The organism is uncultured Jatrophihabitans sp., from assembly GCF_964246335.1.
Classification (GTDB): Bacteria; Actinomycetota; Actinomycetes; order Mycobacteriales; family Jatrophihabitantaceae; genus Jatrophihabitans.
In genome coordinates this window covers 1-16,269 of sequence record NZ_CAXTQF010000070.1, presented here as the reverse complement: position 1 = coordinate 16,269, position 16,269 = coordinate 1, and the positions used below count along the sequence as shown (strand labels likewise).

Below are 16,269 nucleotides of genomic sequence, written 5' to 3'. Positions count from 1 at the left end.
ACGACGGCCCGACGCCGGCCGCCTCGTCAGCCGGCGGCTTCGGCGGCCGGCGTCGGGCCGTCGTACCGCGGCGCCAGCTGGGCGACCAGCGCGTCGGTCTCCGGCTCGGCCCACACGCGGTGCCGCTGCAGCACCTCGTACATCTGCGCGGCGACGGCGGCCGCGGCGTCCGGGCCGCGCCCGCCGGTGAGCTGCAAGAGGTCGCGCCAAAGCAGCTCGGACGTCGGCACCAGCTCCAGGCCGCGCCGCAGCGTGGCCTCGGCGTCAGCGTCGCGGTGCGCCTGGCTCAACAGCGAGGCGGCGCGGCGCACAACCGCGGTACCGACCACGCGCGCGTCCCGGCCGGCACGGGCGAAGGCGAGCCAGCCGTACCGCCCCGCAGGCGTGCCGGAGAAAGCCTCGCCGCGGAACAGCTCGATGACACCGCGCAAGGTGTCGAGTTCGGTCGCGCCGACCGCCTCACGCACGCCGACCTGCATCTCCTCCCAATCGACACGCACGGTGTCGCCGAGAGTCCAGCGGCCGTCGCTCTCCCGCAACGCGGGGCGCCCGTCGGTGCCATTGCCCATCCAGGCCACGGCGTCGCGCATCGCGGCCTCGTAGACCTCGTCGGACGCGCCGCGCGGCCAGATCGACGAGCGCAGTACGGCCTCGTGCACGCCCTGCGGATCGATCGCGACGGCGACCACGATCTCGGTGAGCAGCTCGCGCCGCGCCGGGTCCAGCTCGCCGGCGCCGTCGACGGTCACCGGACCGAGCAGCGAGACGGTGGCGAGCTCCTTGCCGGCACGCGGCCGGCCCACCCGCACGTCCGGGACGGGCAGGGCATCGACGCCGCTGTCCGGGGTGAGCGGCAGGCTGGCGTGCGGCGAGTACTGCGCTACCTGCTGTGCGCTCTCCTTCGCCCGGTCGCCGGCGCTGTGCAGCAGTTCGACGAGCTGGCGCAGTGAGCGGCGCGCGAGGCGGTGCGCGTCGGCGCTGTTGCCGAGCAGCCCGAGGTCGATGCGGCCGTCCTGCGCGATCGCGAACCGCCAGCCGGCGTCGAGCATGTCGCCGACGACCAGCACGACGAAGGGCGAGCGGCCGCGGCCGACAAGCTCCTGTAGTCGGGTGGTCTCGGCGTCGCTGGGCGGCGCGGACAGCAGGACGAAGTGCGGCTGCCAGTCGCGCGAGCGACGCGCCTGCCGGCCGCCCAGCACGCCGTCGATGCCGAGCGTGGCCTGCAGTTGCGCCACGGTGTCACGTTCGCGCTCGAGCTGCGCGATGACGTCGGCGACGTCGCGCGCCTGGTTGATCCGGTGCGGCTCCAGCTCGGCGACCTCTGCGGCGTCCCCGAACCCGACCAGGGTGACGGTCGCGCCGTCGCTCCATGCGCTGGTGACGGCCTGCGCAGCGAGCCCGATGAGCAGCTCGTGCGCCCGCTCGAGATCGCCACCGACCCCGACGACGCCCGGCGCCTGCTCGAAGTCGACGAACAGTTCGTGACCGCTGTCGCGACCGACCGACAGCAGGCCCGGGTACGGCGCGGCGACCTGCGCGAGGTCGGTGGCATCGCCCACGCTTATGAGGTCGGCGAAGCTCGCGCCCCAGCTGCGTCCGTCGTCGGCCAGCCGCCACGGCGCGGGGGGCTCGGCGACGTCGCCGCCGACGTTGGCCAGCGCGATCTGCTCGCCGGACACCCAGGCAAGCACCGGCTGCGGCAGCTCGCGGCCCTGTGCGCGGCGCGCGGCGGCAAGGTTGCGCAGGGCGCGGTCGAGATCACCGGCGAGACCCATGTCGGCATGCATCTGCAGCGCTTGCTCGTGGTCGTCTGCCACCGCGTACGGGCCGCGGCGGGCAGTGAGCGCGAGCAGGATGCCGGCGAGCATCAGCCCGCCACCGATCGCGTCGGACTGCCAGGCGGCGCCCGGCTGCTCGGCCCGCGCGGCGGCGTGGTCGCCGGCCGCGGCGTGCGCACCGGCCGCCGGCGCGGCGGGCTGCGGAGCAGGGGTCGACGGCGTGGCCGGGGCCGGCTGCGGAGTCGTCGGAGTCGTCGGCGCGACGTGCGTGTGCGCGATGTGCACGCCAGGGCCGGACGCGTCCGCCGGCAGGTGCAGCTGCCAGCCCGGCTGGATGAGGTTGGCGTCGATGAGCTTGCGACCGTCCGGCTGGGTGCGGTGCTTGTTGAGTTCGAAGATCTCCTTGTAGCGCCGGCCGTCGCCCAACGTCCGGTGCGCGATGTCCCAGAGGCTGTCGTGGTGACGCCCGTCCGGTGGCTGCACCGTGTACGTCTTGGCGCCCTGGCCCACGTTGACCTCGTGGGCGTGCGACTCGGCGGCCTGCTCGGCCTGCGCCTGCGCCACGTTCTCGCGCACCTGCTGCTGCTGGGCGGCGTTCAGCGACGGGTGCTGCACGCTCTGCACGACGGTCTGGCCCATGGTGGGGCCGGATGCGGAGCTCGTCGAGGCGAGGTTGCCGAATGCGGTGGCGGTGCCGGCAAGCAGCAGGGCTGCGGCGACGAGCCGGCGCGCGAGCATCTGGCTGCCGCCGCCGAACGGCACGTCGCCGGGCAACCGGCCGTTGCGCAGGGCGCGCCACTCGGCGATGACACAGACCGCGAAGTGCGCCCAGAGCAGCCAGACGACACAGGCCAGGATCTTGATGATCAGCGTGGCGGTGACCGACTGGGTCAGCCAGTCCTTCGACGGCGCCGAGCGCGGCAACGGGTAGCCGACGAAGATGGACAGTGCGACCGGCACACCGATCAGCAGCGCGACGATGCCCAGCGCGCCCAGCAGGCCGACACGTATTTCCTTGCCCCGGTTCAGGCCCGCAGCGTCGCCGCGCGGCAGTCGGTCGGTGGTCCGTCGAGGACCTTGCGTCGTCTGCGTCATGACCAGCTCCCACCGTGCCCGCTCGCCGCGTCCGGCGATCACGAGCCGATATCCGTTCTCTCTGTCGAGATCGACTCTGACAGCGTCGGCTGCCGCAGTCCACCCGGTGCCGCAGTTATGCCCAAAGTTGCCGGTCGGATTGCCCTTCAGCGCAATCCAGGGGCCAAGAAATTCGCAGGAACGGACGAATCGGACGTCGGCGTCAGCCGCCGCTGGACGGGTTCGAGGCCGGGATGACCAACGTCTGCACGTCGGACACGGGCAGCCGCACGTCGTCGTACTTGTGGAACAGCGCAAGCTGCTTCGGCCCCGTGCCGTCGTCGTAGAAGACGCGCCAGGTCGCGACTGCACGGAACGGGTAATAGTGACCCGCCTGCTGGCTCGAAGACTGTCGGTACGTGTAATGACACCGGTCCGGCGATGTCAGTGCGGCCGTCCCGGCGCACTTCTGCTCGTCCGGCCCGTTCCACTGATCCGTGTCCGTGTGCCCGCGCGGCAGGATCTTGAACGGCTCCGGGTCGTTGAGCCCGTCCATCTGGGCCCACATCCGTACGCCGCCGCCCTCGTCCACGACCTTCGTCTTGGTGCCGAGGCCCGAGCACCCCGGGCACGGCACGTGGTCGGTGAAGGTCGTGTCGACCTGGGTACGGACGTGATCGATGGCGGGGTGCGTCACGATGGTGACGCTCGGGATGGTCGCGGGCTGCGACGCGATGAACTGCGTCACCTTCGTCTGTGGGTTCCGGACCTGCAGGTAGCAGGTCATGTTCACACCGGCGAACTCGTTCGGCAGCGGCGCCGTGACGTCCCCGTTCGGCGGTCTGCAGGGCCGGCTCTTCGTCTTGTCGATATCGATCAGGGTCTGTCGCAGGTTCAGCCCGGGTTGCTGCGCCAGCGGCGCATCGAGGTTCAGGCCGGTGAGGCAGGTGTGCAAGAACGTGTTGTACCCCGCGTCGGGGGGCTGCACGACGCCGTACTTGACGAACGCCAACACCGGCTTCAGGTACGTGTCCCAGCAGACCGGGGGCTTCTGGCCCTTGCCGAGCAGTTGCTGGATCGTCGGGGGCGTCGCGCCACCGCCGCCGCCGACGCAGGCCATCCCGAATGACGAGGAGTTGGCGTACAGGGCGCATCGACCCGCGGTCGTGAAGGCCGAACCGCTGTCCGAACCCTGCGTCTGATCGCCGCCAGCACTGCCGCCGCCCGGCCCGGTGCCGGAGGTATCACCGATTGCGAGAGCGGGCGTCGCCGCGCCCACCGCTGCAGCGACCAACACCGCGACGATGACGAGCAACCGTCGCATCACCATGTCTGAGTCCTCACTGTCACGCCGGCGCAAGAAACACTCTTGGTGAACGGCAGACCGTTCACCAGCCAGCGGCCGGACACCTGCAGCATGTTCACCCGAACTCCGACGATCTGCCGCGGATGTGCCGGCTTGTGCGTCTTCGGGTTCTGCGCATAGCCGTTGGCTTCGATGCAGCCGGCGATCGTCTTGTTGCCGGCGCTGTTGACCACGACACCGGTGGGCTGGAACGGCACGGGGCCGGGGTAGTACGTGCCGACGTCCGGGCCGGTGACCCGCTTCATCTGCTCGGCGACGTACGGCGTGACGAGCGCGCGTAGCTGGTCGTCGATCACGTGCCCGGTGTTGATCGTGCGGGCAGCCTGTGTGAAGAATTTGCGCATACCCTGCACCGCGGGATCCTGCTCGAACGCGGAGAGCGGCTTCGCGCTGGGCGTAGGCGTCGCCGAGGTCGGCGCGGCGCTGGTAGTGGTTGGCGCGGCGCTCGTGGGCGTCGCGGACCCGGACGGCGGACCCTTCGGCGTCGGCGCAGCGCTGGACGTGCACCCAGCGAGCAGGACGGCAGCGCACGCGAGCACGCCGACGAGCGTCCGGCCCGTAGTTCGCATTGGGTGCCCCCCGATCCTGTCCAGACCAACATGCCCCGCGGGATGTCGGGTGAAACGTGCGTGAGCCCGACCAGGTGGTCCTGTCGGGCCGAGTATCCGATTTGGCCGGAATTTAGCGCACGACCCGGCGATCACGCGACGCAACCTGAGGCCGTGCTCAGCAGTACGGCTTCTTCGGGTCAAACGTCTGTTCATACGCCCGCGCCGACGCGTGCGCCGACGCGGAGAACTGCGTGAAGCCGACCATGCCGAGCAGCGTGGTGTCCGTGTGCACGGTGACGACGGTGTTGACGACGATCTGTTCCTCGGTGCCGTCGCAGGTCATCGCGTCGTCGAACGGCTTCGCGTCGAGATCGCAGTCCTGGACCTCGACGTTGGCCCGCGTCTTGATCTCTATGGCGTTGCAGTACTGCTTGACCCGCGCCGTCGCCAAGGGAACGTCGAGAATCTCCTGCGGCGTGTTCTGCTCGATCGCGGTCGCGCCGGCCCGGGCGGCTTCCTCCGCGTAGGCGCGGGCGTCGCCACGGGCGTTCAGCTCGCGCGAGCCGTCGATGACGAGCCCGCCGAGCAGCAGCAGGGCGAACATCAGCACCGGGATCATCGGGGTGATCGAGCCGCGGTCGTCGCGTTTCACTGCTCGGACCTGTTCGGGTCGACCATGGCGGCGAAGACGGAGGTGGCGTGCAGCCCGGACAGCCCCGGGATCGGCAGCCCGAGGTCCGACAGCGAGTAGGTGCAGCTCACCAGGATGCGCGCGACGTCGCCCGGGTGCAGGTCGGTGCCCTTGGGATAGGCCTGGTAGGTCTTCGCGTTCAACGACCGCACGTCGACGGATACGTTGTCGCGATTGCAGCCGCCGAGCCCGCCGTTCAGTTCGAACTTGACCGACTCCTGCGCCACCCGCAGCACGCTGCTGTACGACAGGTCGGGATCGATGCTGACGGCGCGCGCCGCGTCGCGCGCGCCGGCGTCGAGCAGGCTGTTGAGCTGCGTCACCCGGAAGAACGCGAACACCAGCCCGAAGACGATCAGGAACAGCGGCGCCACGATGACGTACTCGAGGGCGAGCGATCCGCGGTCGGTCAGCCGTTGGGACATGAGTCGTCCTGGGCATTCGAGCTGTAGGGCTGGAACGTTTCGACCCGACCCTCGGCCTGCTCCTGCACGCCGAGGCGCAGGCCGATCAGGCTGATCGCCCGGCCGTGGACGACCACCAGAACCCGCGAATCGCCCTTGCACCGGTACTGGCACGTCGGGACGGCGTTCACCCCGGTCAGCGCGCCGGAACCCACGCTCTTGGCGTAGGTCTCCGTCGCCTTTTTCGTGTTGGCGACCTGCCCGTTGCAGTCGTCCGCGCTCTGTCCGAACAGCCGCAGCTGCGACACGCCCTCGCGGGCCGACTGCAGCGCCACCGAGCGCGCGTAGAAGAACAGCGCCGCCTGGATCACCAGGAAGATCAGCAACAGCAGGCTGGGCGCGATGACCGCGAGCTCGATGGAGCTGACTCCGCGGTCGCCGCGCCGGCCCGCGAGGGATCGGCTACTTGCAGGCCTGCCCCGGCTGCTGGTCGGCGCACTTGGTGAGCGACGAGCCTTTGCTCTGCACGACGTTGTAGATGACCGCACCGATGATCGACGCGATGACGACCGACACGGCCGCGATGATCGCCCACTCCAAGGCGGACGCGCCGCGGTCGCTGCGGCGCGCTTCCTGGACGCGGCCGACGAGGATGTCCCACAGGACACCGACCATGAGAACCATTTGTTACCTCCAGAGCGCGCGCCGGTCGGCTGGTCGTCCAGCCTGCCCGGTACGGCGTCGGTTGTCATTGTTTTGCGAGTTGGGAGATGGACGGGTACGCAAGAAAGATCAGGAACCCCATGCAGATCAGCAGTTGCGCGACCAGCATGGACTGCGACTTCTCACCGGCCTCGCCCTCGACCTCGGCGAGCTCACGCCGGCGCAGTGTCGCGGCCCGCGCGGAGAGCGACTGCTTGATCTTCGCGCCGTCCTCGGCGGCGAGGCTCAGCGCGGCCGACAGGTCACGCAGCTCGTCCAGGCCGATGGTGTTGCCCAGCTCGGACAGCGACTCCCACGGGGTGACGCCGAACAATCGTGCGTTGTTCAGCGCCTGCCGGATACGCACGAGAGCCCAGTTCTCACTGATGGTCGACGCGGTCAGCAGGGCCTCGGGCAGGCCACGGCCACCGGCGAGGTTCATCGCGACGAGGTCGAGGAAGATGCCGACCACGCGGCGGAAGTCCTCACGGCGCTCGGCGGCCTCCCCGCGCAGCGCGAGGTCGGGCAGGAAGAACCCGAACAGGCCGAACGCGACCGCGGCCAATGCCGGGAGCACGGGCGGCAGGCCGATGCCGCCCAACCGCAGCACCGAGTACACGATCGGCGCGAGCAGGAACAGGCCCAGGCCGTAGACGACCTTGGCGGCGAGGAACGAGCCGAGGGTGCGGTTCATGATGCCGAGGTCGGTGCGTACCCGGCCGAGGCGCCAGTTGCGCTCTGCCGCGAAGACCTCGAGCCGGTCGCCCAGGCGTTTCATCAGCGAGTCGACGCGACTCGGGCCGCTCTCCTGCTCGAGGGCCGTCACTGTGCGCGTCGACATCGACTTCGCGCCGACGTCGATGCGGTGCACGAGCGTCTCGAGGCCGGGCTTGGGCCGCGCGTAGATCATCACGAGCCAGAACACGCCGGCACCGACGACGCCGCCGCAGAACAGCGCGGTGATCACGACGCTGCCAATCGTCGGCCGGACGCGTCGTTCGCCTCGGCCTCGGCCGCGGCCCGGCGGGCCGCCGCGACCGACGGATCCTCGGGCACCAGGAAGCGCTCGGTCTTGCGACTCGATGCCAGGCTCCGCAGCCAGATGAGGCCGCCGGCGAGGAACGCGACGACCAGGATGAGCACGCCCTGGCCTTCGAAGCTGGAGTACGGCGCGACGTAGTTGCGGTTGAAGAACGACAGGCCGGCCATCACGCCGAGCACGATCACCAACACGATCCGCACGCTGCGCCGCACGCTCTTGCGACTGGCCTCGATGCGCCGACGCAGATCAAGCTCTTCGCGCGCGGACACGGCCAGAGCCGTCAACACGTCACGCAGGCCCGGCCCGCGCAGTCGGGCGTTGAGCACCAACGCGCCGCAGATGACGTCGGCGCTCGGGTCGTCGACGTCCTCGGCGAAGGCCAACAAGGCGTTCGGCAGCGGCTCGCGGATCCGCAGCCGGTCGACCAGCAGGTTCAGCGACGGACGGATCGCGGCACCCGCGTTGACAGCGGTGGCCGGGATCGCCTGCTCGAGTCCGACGGCACCGGCGATCGTGTCGCGAAGTGACTCCGTCCAGGAGGCCATCGCCTCGAGCCGCGCGATGCCGAGGCGTTCCTGCTTGTCGCCGCCGGCCACCTTGTCCCAGAAGAACCCCAACGCCGCGATGGCCACGCCCGCGACGATCCAGCGGGTGAGCAGCAGCGTCAGCCCGCCCGCCACCAGGGCGGCGATGATCTTGTACGTGAGCGCGGTGCCCTGCGGCAACCGGCGCCGCGCCGGAGGCTTGCCGGCCGGCCGCTCCGGCATCCCGACCACGGCGAGCACGGCGACGAACAGCCCGGCGCCGAACACGACGCCGAGCAGGATCGCCAGCTGCAGCCCGTAGGTCATGCCCACCGCCCCCGCACGACCTCGGAGTAGCCGTAGTGGGCGAGTTCGTCGGCACAGGTCAACGGGGCGTGCGCGGTAGCCGAGCCGACCTCGTTCGGGGCAAAGACCTCGCTGGACATCACCCGCCCGTCCACGCCGGTCACCTCGCGGATGCTCTCGACGGCGCGCTGCAACGTCCCGCCGGACTCGAAATCGTTGCGCCGGCGCAGGAAGACCACGAAGTTGATGGAGCCGGCGATCAGCATGTGCGTGGCCTCGACCGGCAGGTTCTCCTCGGACTGCAGCGCGTACGTGGCGATGCGGTTGAACACCTCGATCGAGGAGTTCGCGTGGATCGTCGACAGCGAGCCGTCGTTGCCCTGGCTCATCGCGTTGAGCATGGTGACGATCTCATCGCCCAGCACCTCACCGACGATCACTCGGCTCGGGTTCATCCGCAGCGAGCGGCGCACCAGCTCGGCCATCGTCACCGCGCCGAGGCCCTCGGAGTTGGGCAGCCGTTCCTCGAAGGCGACGACGTTCGGATGCAGATCCTCGAACGCGTCGAGGCCGAGCTCCATCGAGCGCTCGACGGTGATCAACCGCTCGACCGGCGGGATCTCGTTCGCAAGAGCACGCAGCAGCGTCGTCTTCCCGGCGTTCGTCGCGCCGGCAAGCATGATGTTCTTGCGGGCACGGACCGCGGCGCGCAGGAAGGTCGCGACGTCGCGGGTCATCGTCCCGGTGCCGACCAGGTCCTCCAGGCTGACCTTGCCGAGACGCGAGCGGCGCACGCTCAGTGCGGGCCGCGACGTGACACTCATGACGGCCGACATCCGCGAGCCGTCGGGCAGCCGCAGGTCGAGCTGCGGGTTGGCGGCGTCGAACGGCCGGCTGGTCAGCCCGACGTTGGCGGCCAGCACCTGGATGAGCTCGACCAGCTCCTCGTCGGTCTCGGCGACCGGCTGGTGCAGCACCTCGCGGCCGTCCGCGTAGCCGACGAACACGCGATCGCACCCGTTGATGTCGACGTTCTCCACCTCGGGGTCGTCCAGCAGCGGCTGCAGCCGGCCCACCCCGAACAGGGCGGCGTGGATAGCGGCCGCCGCGCCCTCCTCCTCGTCCGGGGACAGCGGGGTGCGGCCTGCGCTCAGCTCGTCGCGCGCGTGGCTCTCGAGCACCTGCACGATCAGCGAGCGTGCGAACTGCCGCTCGTCCTCGGTGGTCATCGGCGCGCGGCCGGCGACCTCGTCGCTGCGCCGCTGCTGGTTCAGCCGTTCCGCGACCTCCTGGCGCAGACTTCGGATGAGCGCCTGGTCGACGTCGGTCATCAGTCAGCCCTCCCGGTGCGCTGTAGAGGCCCTGTTCATACGGAACTCTTCCGGCGCAGCAGGGAGCCGCGCTTGTTCCGCGCGCGCTCGGCCGCCTTCTCTGCGGCGCGTCCGCCGGTCGGCTGCTCCGGCGCGGCCAGCCCGGTCACCGGCAGGCCCTCCGGCGGCGGTCCGTGGTGGGCGGCGACCCAGCCGGCCGGGGGCTGGTCCACGCGCTGGGCGGCCGGCTCGGCGGCGGTCACCGGCCCATAGCCGTCGGCCGCCGCGTGTGACGGCTGCTGCTGCGCCGGCTCGTCCGGGCCGCGTCCGGGAGCGGGATGGTCCGGCGCACGACGGTGGCCCTGCGACGGTGCGGCGTCGGGCGCGGGCGGCGGCGCGGACTGGGGCAGGGCGTTACCGTCGGCCGCAACGTTCAGTTCCGGCGACTGTGCACCACGCTTGCTGTCCGGCGGCAGCGCGGCGTCGAGTTGCGCCACGACCGTGGCGCCGGAGCGCACGAGCATCGTGCGCTCGGGCCGCGGCACCCGACCGCCCTCGAACAACGAGGCGCCCGCCGGGTCGTCGGGCAACCAGCCGAAGTACCACAGGTCCTCGAACCCCTCGTGCAGGACGCGGACCGCGGCCTCCGCGGTCCGCCGATCCTCGGCGCGCACGACGAACCCGCACCGCGGCCCGACACCGTCGCGGGCCAGGGCGGGCAGCACAGTCCGCAGTCGGGACCGCGCGGCGATCGTGCCGGTGAGGCTGGCGTGCACGACGCAGACTGCAAGGTCGGCGCGCTGCGCGAGCGGCAGCACCGCCGAGGTCGGATGCAACCGCCCGACATCGATGATCGTGTCGTGCTCGGGCAGCGCATTGAACAGGTCCGCGAGAGTCGACCACACATTGCCCGCGGCGATTGCCTGATCCGGGCTGGCGATGCCGGCGAGCAGTTCGGTGCCGCCGAGCGCGACCTGTGCGTGGGTGAGCACATCGGTCGGCTGCATCGGCCGGCGGGCCAACGGCAGCAGCGTGAGCATGCCGGTCGAGACGTCGAGGGACGACCCGTCGTCCCCCGGCAGGCGCAAGGCGATGTCGCCGCCCGCCGGATCGCAGTCGATCAGCAGATTGCGCCGCGGCCACAGCGCGGCGAACAGCATGGCGTCGGTGGTCGCGCCGGGCGCGCCCTTGGCGGTGAACAGCGCAACCGTGCTCACGTCCTCACCGCCCGGTCAGCGAGAGCTCGGGCTTCGCGCCAGGGGGCAGCCGCGTGAGCACCACCTGCCCGTGACTGGCCGGGATCGCGAGCGCCGCGGCGGTGTCGGCGTCCACCAGCACCGACACGATGCTCGAGCCGTCCCCGGAACTCGTGTGCACGCCGATGACGAGCAACGGGTTGGCGATCTTGCTGGCCGTGGGCGGTACCTCCCCGGCGGCGGTGTTGCCGCTCTGCACGTAGTAGGCCTGCACGACGTCGCCCGCACTGAACTGGGAGGACGGCCGCTGCGCCGCGGGCACCGAGATGCCCAGCGCCTGCCCGTTGCTCGGCAGCACGCCGCTGCGGGCGTGGAACATCAGCGAGTTGATCAACGCTCCGCTGGGCACGGTGGTCACGGCGACGGCGTTGATGTAGGAGTGTTCATTGGTCGCCGCAACGGTGTTGCTGGACCCGCCCGAGATACGGACCGTGTCGAAATCACTGGCGCTCATCGTGTCGCCCGGATGGATGGTGCGCGAAGCAACGAGCACGTCGGTCTGCTGCCCGGTCCGGTAGACGATCAGTCCCGCTCCCAGACCGCCGCCGACGATCAGCAGCAGCGCTAGTTTATTTATTGATGGTGGGAGATCAGTAGACTGCACGGGGAGTCGGCCGCGCACGGTTTGGTTACCGACGGTGGTGGTCATCGACGGTCGTGCTCCTCGGGGTAGGCGCGGTCGCGAATGCGGCTGGACCGGGCACCGGGGAAGATCGAATCGATGCGCGGCCGCCCTATGGTAAGCCGGGCTATACCCGTTGCGGACAGCACCGAAGCAAACGGAGATCAGATAGCCGCCTCACGGCCGGTTCATTTGCGATAACACGGACATTTCCCCCGCGACCCGCCCCGCGCAGGGCCGCCGAGCAGCCGGTCTGACTCCACCTCGCGCCGCAGGCATACAAGCCGGCGGCCGGCTCGCTTTCGCGAACCGGCCGCCGGCCCATGCCTACCGAGGGTTATCCCCTCGACTCAATCACCTGTGTTCGGCTCTACGAGCCTCGACAGGTTCGCTCGGCTCGGGGGCACGAGCAAGCTCGCGCCCCGCTCGCCTCACTCACCTGTAGTCGTCGTAGCCGAACTCGTCGAGCGGTACGGCCGGCCCCAGCGCGTTGTTGCCGAAGCCGTAGTACTCGTTCTCGTCGTAGCCGTTCATGCTGAAGGCGGCGGCGCGCGCCTCCTCCGTCGGGTTGACGTCCACGTTGCGGTACCGCGAGATGCCGGTACCCGCCGGGATCAGCTTGCCGATGATCACGTTCTCCTTCAGGCCGACGAGCGAGTCGCTCTTGGCCGAGATCGCGGCATCGGTGAGCACCCGCGTCGTCTCCTGGAACGACGCCGCGGACAGCCACGACTCGGTCGCCAGCGAGGCCTTGGTGATGCCCATGAGCACCGGACGGCCGGAGGCCGGCTCACTGCTCTCGGCCACCGCACGCCGGTTCTCGGCCTCGAACATGGTGCGTTCGACGAGCGAGCCCGGCAGGAACTCGGTGGCACCGGACTCGATCACCGTGATGCGCTTGAGCATCTGCCGGATGATCACCTCGATGTGCTTGTCGTGGATCGCGACACCCTGGCTGCGGTAGACCTCCTGGACCTCGCGGACCAGGTGCAGCTGCACCTCGCGCGGGCCCATGATCCGCAGCACGTCGTGCGGGTTGACCGCGCCCGAGATCAGCTGGGTGCCGGCCTCGACCTGCTGCCCCTCACTGACCAGCGGCCGCGAGCGGCGGGTGATCGGGTACTCCTTCTCCTCGTCGCCGTCGTCCGGGACGACGATGATCCGGCGGCTGGAGCCCTTGGACCCGTCGGCCTCCTCGATGCGCACCCGACCCGACGCCTCGGCGATCGGGGCCATGCCCTTGGGCACGCGCGCCTCGAACAGCTCGGCCACACGCGGCAGGCCGTGCGTGATGTCCTCACCGGCGATACCGCCGGTGTGGAACGTCCGCATGGTCAGCTGGGTGCCGGGCTCGCCGATCGACTGCGCGGCGATGATGCCCACAGCCTCGCCGACGTCGACCAGCTTGCCGGTGGCCAGCGAACGGCCGTAGCAGGTGGCACACGTGCCGAGCGTCGACTCGCAGGTCAGCACCGAACGCACCCGGACCTCGCTGACGCCGGCGGCGACGAGCTCGTCGATGAGCACGTCACCGAGGTCGGTGCCGGCCGCGGCCAGCGGCTGCTTGCCGGACGGGTTCTCGATGTCCTCACTGAGCACCCGGGCGTAGACCGAGGTCTCCACGTGCGGGTCCTTGACCAGCGTGCCGTCGGCCAGCGTGGACGCGATCGCCATGGGCAGGCCACGGTCGGTGCCGCAGTCCTCCTCACGGATGATCACGTCCTGGCTGACGTCCACCAGGCGCCGGGTCAGGTAGCCCGAGTCGGCGGTCCGCAGCGCGGTGTCGGCCAGACCCTTGCGGGCACCGTGCGTGGCGATGAAGTACTCCAGCACCGACAGGCCCTCGCGGAAGTTCGCCTTGATCGGCCGCGGGATGATCTCACCCTTGGGGTTGGCGACCAGGCCGCGCATACCGGCGATCTGCCGCATCTGCATCATGTTTCCGCGCGCTCCAGAGTTGACCATGATGTAGACGGGGTTGGACTTCGGGAAGTTGTTCTCCATCTCCTTGGCGACCTCGCTGGTCGCCTTGGTCCACACCTCGACGAGCTCCTGACGGCGCTCCTCCTCGGTGATGACACCACGCAGGTACTGCTTCTCGATCTTTTCCGCGTCCTTCTCGTAGCGGTCCAGGATCTCGGCCTTCTTCGGCGGGGTGACGACGTCGTCGATGGCGATCGTGATGCCCGAGCGGGTCGCCCAGTGGAAGCCGGCTGCCTTGAGGTTGTCCAGGGTGTTCGCGACCTGCACCTTGGGGTAGCGCTCAGCGAGATCGTTGACGATCTGGCCGAGTTCCTTCTTCGTCACCGGGTAGTTGACGAAGCGGTAGTCCGCCGGCAGCGCCTCGTTGAACAGGCAGCGGCCCAGGGTGGTCTCGAGCAGCAACGACTGCCCCGGCTCCCAGCCCTCCGGCGGCGTCCACGCGGCGCGGGTGCCATCGTCGACCGACGTCACCTGCGGCAGGCGGATCTTCACCGGTGCCTCGATGTGCAGCGTGCCCGTGTCACGGGCCATCACCGCCTCAGCGGCCGACGCGAACACCCGACCCTCACCCTCGGCGCCGGGACGCAGCGCGGTCAGGTGGTACAGACCCAGGATCATGTCCTGCGTCGGCATGGTCACCGGACGGCCGTCGGCCGGCTTGAGGATGTTGTTCGTCGACAGCATCAGGATCCGCGCCTCGGCCTGGGCCTCGGCCGACAGCGGCAGGTGCACCGCCATCTGGTCACCGTCGAAGTCCGCGTTGAACGCGGTGCACACGAGCGGGTGGATCTGGATGGCCTTGCCCTCGACCAGCTGCGGCTCGAAGGCCTGGATGCCGAGGCGGTGCAGCGTCGGTGCGCGGTTGAGCAGCACCGGGTGCTCGCGGATGACCTCTTCGAGGACGTCCCACACGACCGGCCGGGCGCGCTCGACCATCCGCTTGGCGGACTTGATGTTCTGCGCGTGACTGAGGTCGACGAGCCGCTTCATGACGAACGGCTTGAACAGCTCGAGCGCCATGCCCTTGGGCAGGCCGCACTGGTGCAGTTTGAGCTGCGGACCGACGATGATCACCGAGCGGCCCGAGTAGTCGACCCGCTTGCCGAGCAGGTTCTGCCGGAAGCGGCCCTGCTTGCCCTTGAGCAGGTCCGACAGCGACTTGAGCGGGCGGTTGCCCGGTCCGGTGACCGGACGGCCGCGGCGGCCGTTGTCGAACAGCGCGTCGACGGACTCCTGCAGCATCCGCTTCTCGTTGTTGACGATGATCTCGGGGGCACCGAGGTCGATCAGTCGCTTGAGGCGGTTGTTGCGGTTGATGACGCGGCGGTACAGGTCGTTGAGGTCGGACGTGGCGAAGCGGCCACCGTCGAGCTGCACCATCGGGCGCAGGTCCGGCGGGATCACCGGCACGCAGTCGAGGATCATGCCGGCGGGCGAATTCGTGGTGGCGAGGAACGACGCCACGACCTTGAGCCGCTTGAGTGCGCGCAGCTTCTTCTGGCCCTTGCCGGTGCGGATGGTCTCGCGCAGCGACTCGGCCTCCGCCTGGAGGTCGAAGTTCTGCACGAGCACCTGCAGCGCCTCGGCGCCCATGCCGCCCTCGAAGTAGTCGCCGAAGCGGTCGCGCAGTTCGCGGTAGAGCACCTCGTCGCCGATGAGCTGCTTGACCTCGAGCTTGCGGAAGGTGTCCATCACCTCGTCGAGGCGGTCGATCTCGCGCTGGGCGCGGTCGCGCAGCTGACGCATCTCGCGCTCGCCGCCCTCGCGCACCTTGCGGCGCACGTCGCTCTTCGCGCCCTCGGACTCGAGCTGGGCGAGATCGCCCTCGAGCTTCTTGGCGCGCGCGTCGATGTCGGAGTCGCGCTTCTTCTCCAGCGTCGACTTCTCCGCACTGACCTCGGCCTCGAGGGTCGGCAGGTCGCGGTGGCGCTCCTCGTCGTTGACCGTGGTGATCAGGTACGCGGCGAAGTAAATGATCTTCTCGAGATCCTTCGGCGCGAGGTCGAGCAGGTAGCCCAGGCGCGACGGGACACCTTTGAAGTACCAGATGTGCGTGACGGGCGCGGCGAGCTCGATGTGGCCCATGCGCTCGCGACGGACCTTGGCGCGCGTGACCTCGACGCCACAGCGCTCGCAGATGATGCCCTTGAAGCGCACGCGCTTGTACTTGCCGCAGTAGCACTCCCAGTCCCGGGTGGGACCGAAGATCTTCTCGCAGAACAAGCCGTCCTTCTCGGGCTTGAGCGTGCGGTAGTTGATCGTCTCGGGCTTCTTGACCTCGCCGTGGCTCCACTGGCGGATGTCGTCGGCGGTGGCCAGCCCGATACGCAGCTCGTCGAAAATGTTGACGTCGAGCAAAATTCCTTCTTCCTCAGATCCTGATCAGAAGCTTGTTCGGCGATCTTGATGCTCTGCCGGAGTCATGACCCTCCACGAGCATCAAGATCGCCACAGTGGGCTAGACCTCTTCGACGCTGGACGGCTCGAAGCGGCGGGACAGGTCGATGCCGAGTTCCTCGGCCGCGCGGTAGACGTCGTCGTCGGTGTCGCGCATCTCGACCGTCGAGCCGTCCGAGGACAGCACCTCGACGTTCAGGCACAGCGACTGCAGCTCCTTGAGCAGCACCTTGAACGACTCCGGGATGCCCGGCTCGGGGATG

At 69.7% G+C, this 16,269-nt stretch carries 14 protein-coding genes; all 14 read right to left on the bottom strand.

What is annotated here, in order from left to right; genetic code table 11:
• Positions 1-26: 26 nt before the first annotated feature.
• Positions 27-2,873: a hypothetical protein gene (locus ACFFCN_RS15995; protein WP_375493234.1), complete on the bottom strand. Its 2,847-nt coding sequence runs from the start codon at positions 2,871-2,873 to the stop codon at positions 27-29.
• 202 nt (positions 2,874-3,075) lie between these two features.
• Positions 3,076-4,182 (bottom strand): hypothetical protein, encoded by a 1,107-nt coding sequence (locus ACFFCN_RS15990; RefSeq protein WP_375493229.1) that lies wholly within the window; start codon positions 4,180-4,182, stop codon positions 3,076-3,078.
• Complete coding sequence (locus tag ACFFCN_RS15985; RefSeq protein ID WP_375493227.1) at positions 4,176-4,787, bottom strand: hypothetical protein; 612 nt, start codon at positions 4,785-4,787, stop codon at positions 4,176-4,178. The genes ACFFCN_RS15990 and ACFFCN_RS15985 overlap by 7 nt, the downstream gene beginning before the upstream one ends.
• Before the next feature lie 157 nt (positions 4,788-4,944).
• Positions 4,945-5,421, bottom strand: coding sequence for a pilus assembly protein TadG-related protein (locus tag ACFFCN_RS15980; protein ID WP_375493225.1), 477 nt, complete (start codon positions 5,419-5,421; stop codon positions 4,945-4,947).
• Complete coding sequence (locus tag ACFFCN_RS15975) at positions 5,418-5,885, bottom strand: TadE/TadG family type IV pilus assembly protein (RefSeq protein ID WP_375493223.1); 468 nt, start codon at positions 5,883-5,885, stop codon at positions 5,418-5,420. Before ACFFCN_RS15975 ends, ACFFCN_RS15980 begins: the two co-directional genes overlap by 4 nt.
• Positions 5,870-6,412 (bottom strand): TadE/TadG family type IV pilus assembly protein, encoded by a 543-nt coding sequence (locus tag ACFFCN_RS15970; RefSeq protein WP_375493221.1) that lies wholly within the window; start codon positions 6,410-6,412, stop codon positions 5,870-5,872. Before ACFFCN_RS15970 ends, ACFFCN_RS15975 begins: the two co-directional genes overlap by 16 nt.
• The gene (locus ACFFCN_RS15965; RefSeq protein ID WP_375493219.1) at positions 6,327-6,548 is read right to left on the bottom strand and encodes a hypothetical protein; all 222 of its coding nucleotides are present in this window, start codon (positions 6,546-6,548) and stop codon (positions 6,327-6,329) included. Before ACFFCN_RS15965 ends, ACFFCN_RS15970 begins: the two co-directional genes overlap by 86 nt.
• A gap of 64 nt (positions 6,549-6,612) precedes the next feature.
• Positions 6,613-7,533, bottom strand: coding sequence for a type II secretion system F family protein (locus ACFFCN_RS15960; protein WP_375493217.1), 921 nt, complete (start codon positions 7,531-7,533; stop codon positions 6,613-6,615).
• Positions 7,530-8,459, bottom strand: a complete 930-nt coding sequence (locus ACFFCN_RS15955) for a type II secretion system F family protein (RefSeq protein WP_375493215.1) — start codon at positions 8,457-8,459, stop codon at positions 7,530-7,532. Before ACFFCN_RS15955 ends, ACFFCN_RS15960 begins: the two co-directional genes overlap by 4 nt.
• Entirely contained in the window at positions 8,456-9,769 is a 1,314-nt protein-coding gene (locus tag ACFFCN_RS15950; RefSeq protein ID WP_375493213.1) for a CpaF family protein, read from the bottom strand. The genes ACFFCN_RS15955 and ACFFCN_RS15950 overlap by 4 nt, the downstream gene beginning before the upstream one ends.
• A gap of 35 nt (positions 9,770-9,804) precedes the next feature.
• Positions 9,805-10,965: a hypothetical protein gene (locus ACFFCN_RS15945; RefSeq protein ID WP_375493211.1), complete on the bottom strand. Its 1,161-nt coding sequence runs from the start codon at positions 10,963-10,965 to the stop codon at positions 9,805-9,807.
• Positions 10,966-10,969: 4 nt separating this feature from the next.
• Positions 10,970-11,653: an SAF domain-containing protein gene (locus tag ACFFCN_RS15940; RefSeq protein ID WP_375493209.1), complete on the bottom strand. Its 684-nt coding sequence runs from the start codon at positions 11,651-11,653 to the stop codon at positions 10,970-10,972.
• Between the two features lie 408 nt (positions 11,654-12,061).
• Positions 12,062-15,967: a DNA-directed RNA polymerase subunit beta' gene (locus tag ACFFCN_RS15935; RefSeq protein WP_375493207.1), complete on the bottom strand. Its 3,906-nt coding sequence runs from the start codon at positions 15,965-15,967 to the stop codon at positions 12,062-12,064.
• A 100-nt stretch (positions 15,968-16,067) separates the two neighbouring features.
• Positions 16,068-16,269 (bottom strand): hypothetical protein (locus ACFFCN_RS15930; protein WP_375493205.1); only part of this gene is annotated, 202 nt, incomplete at its 5' end.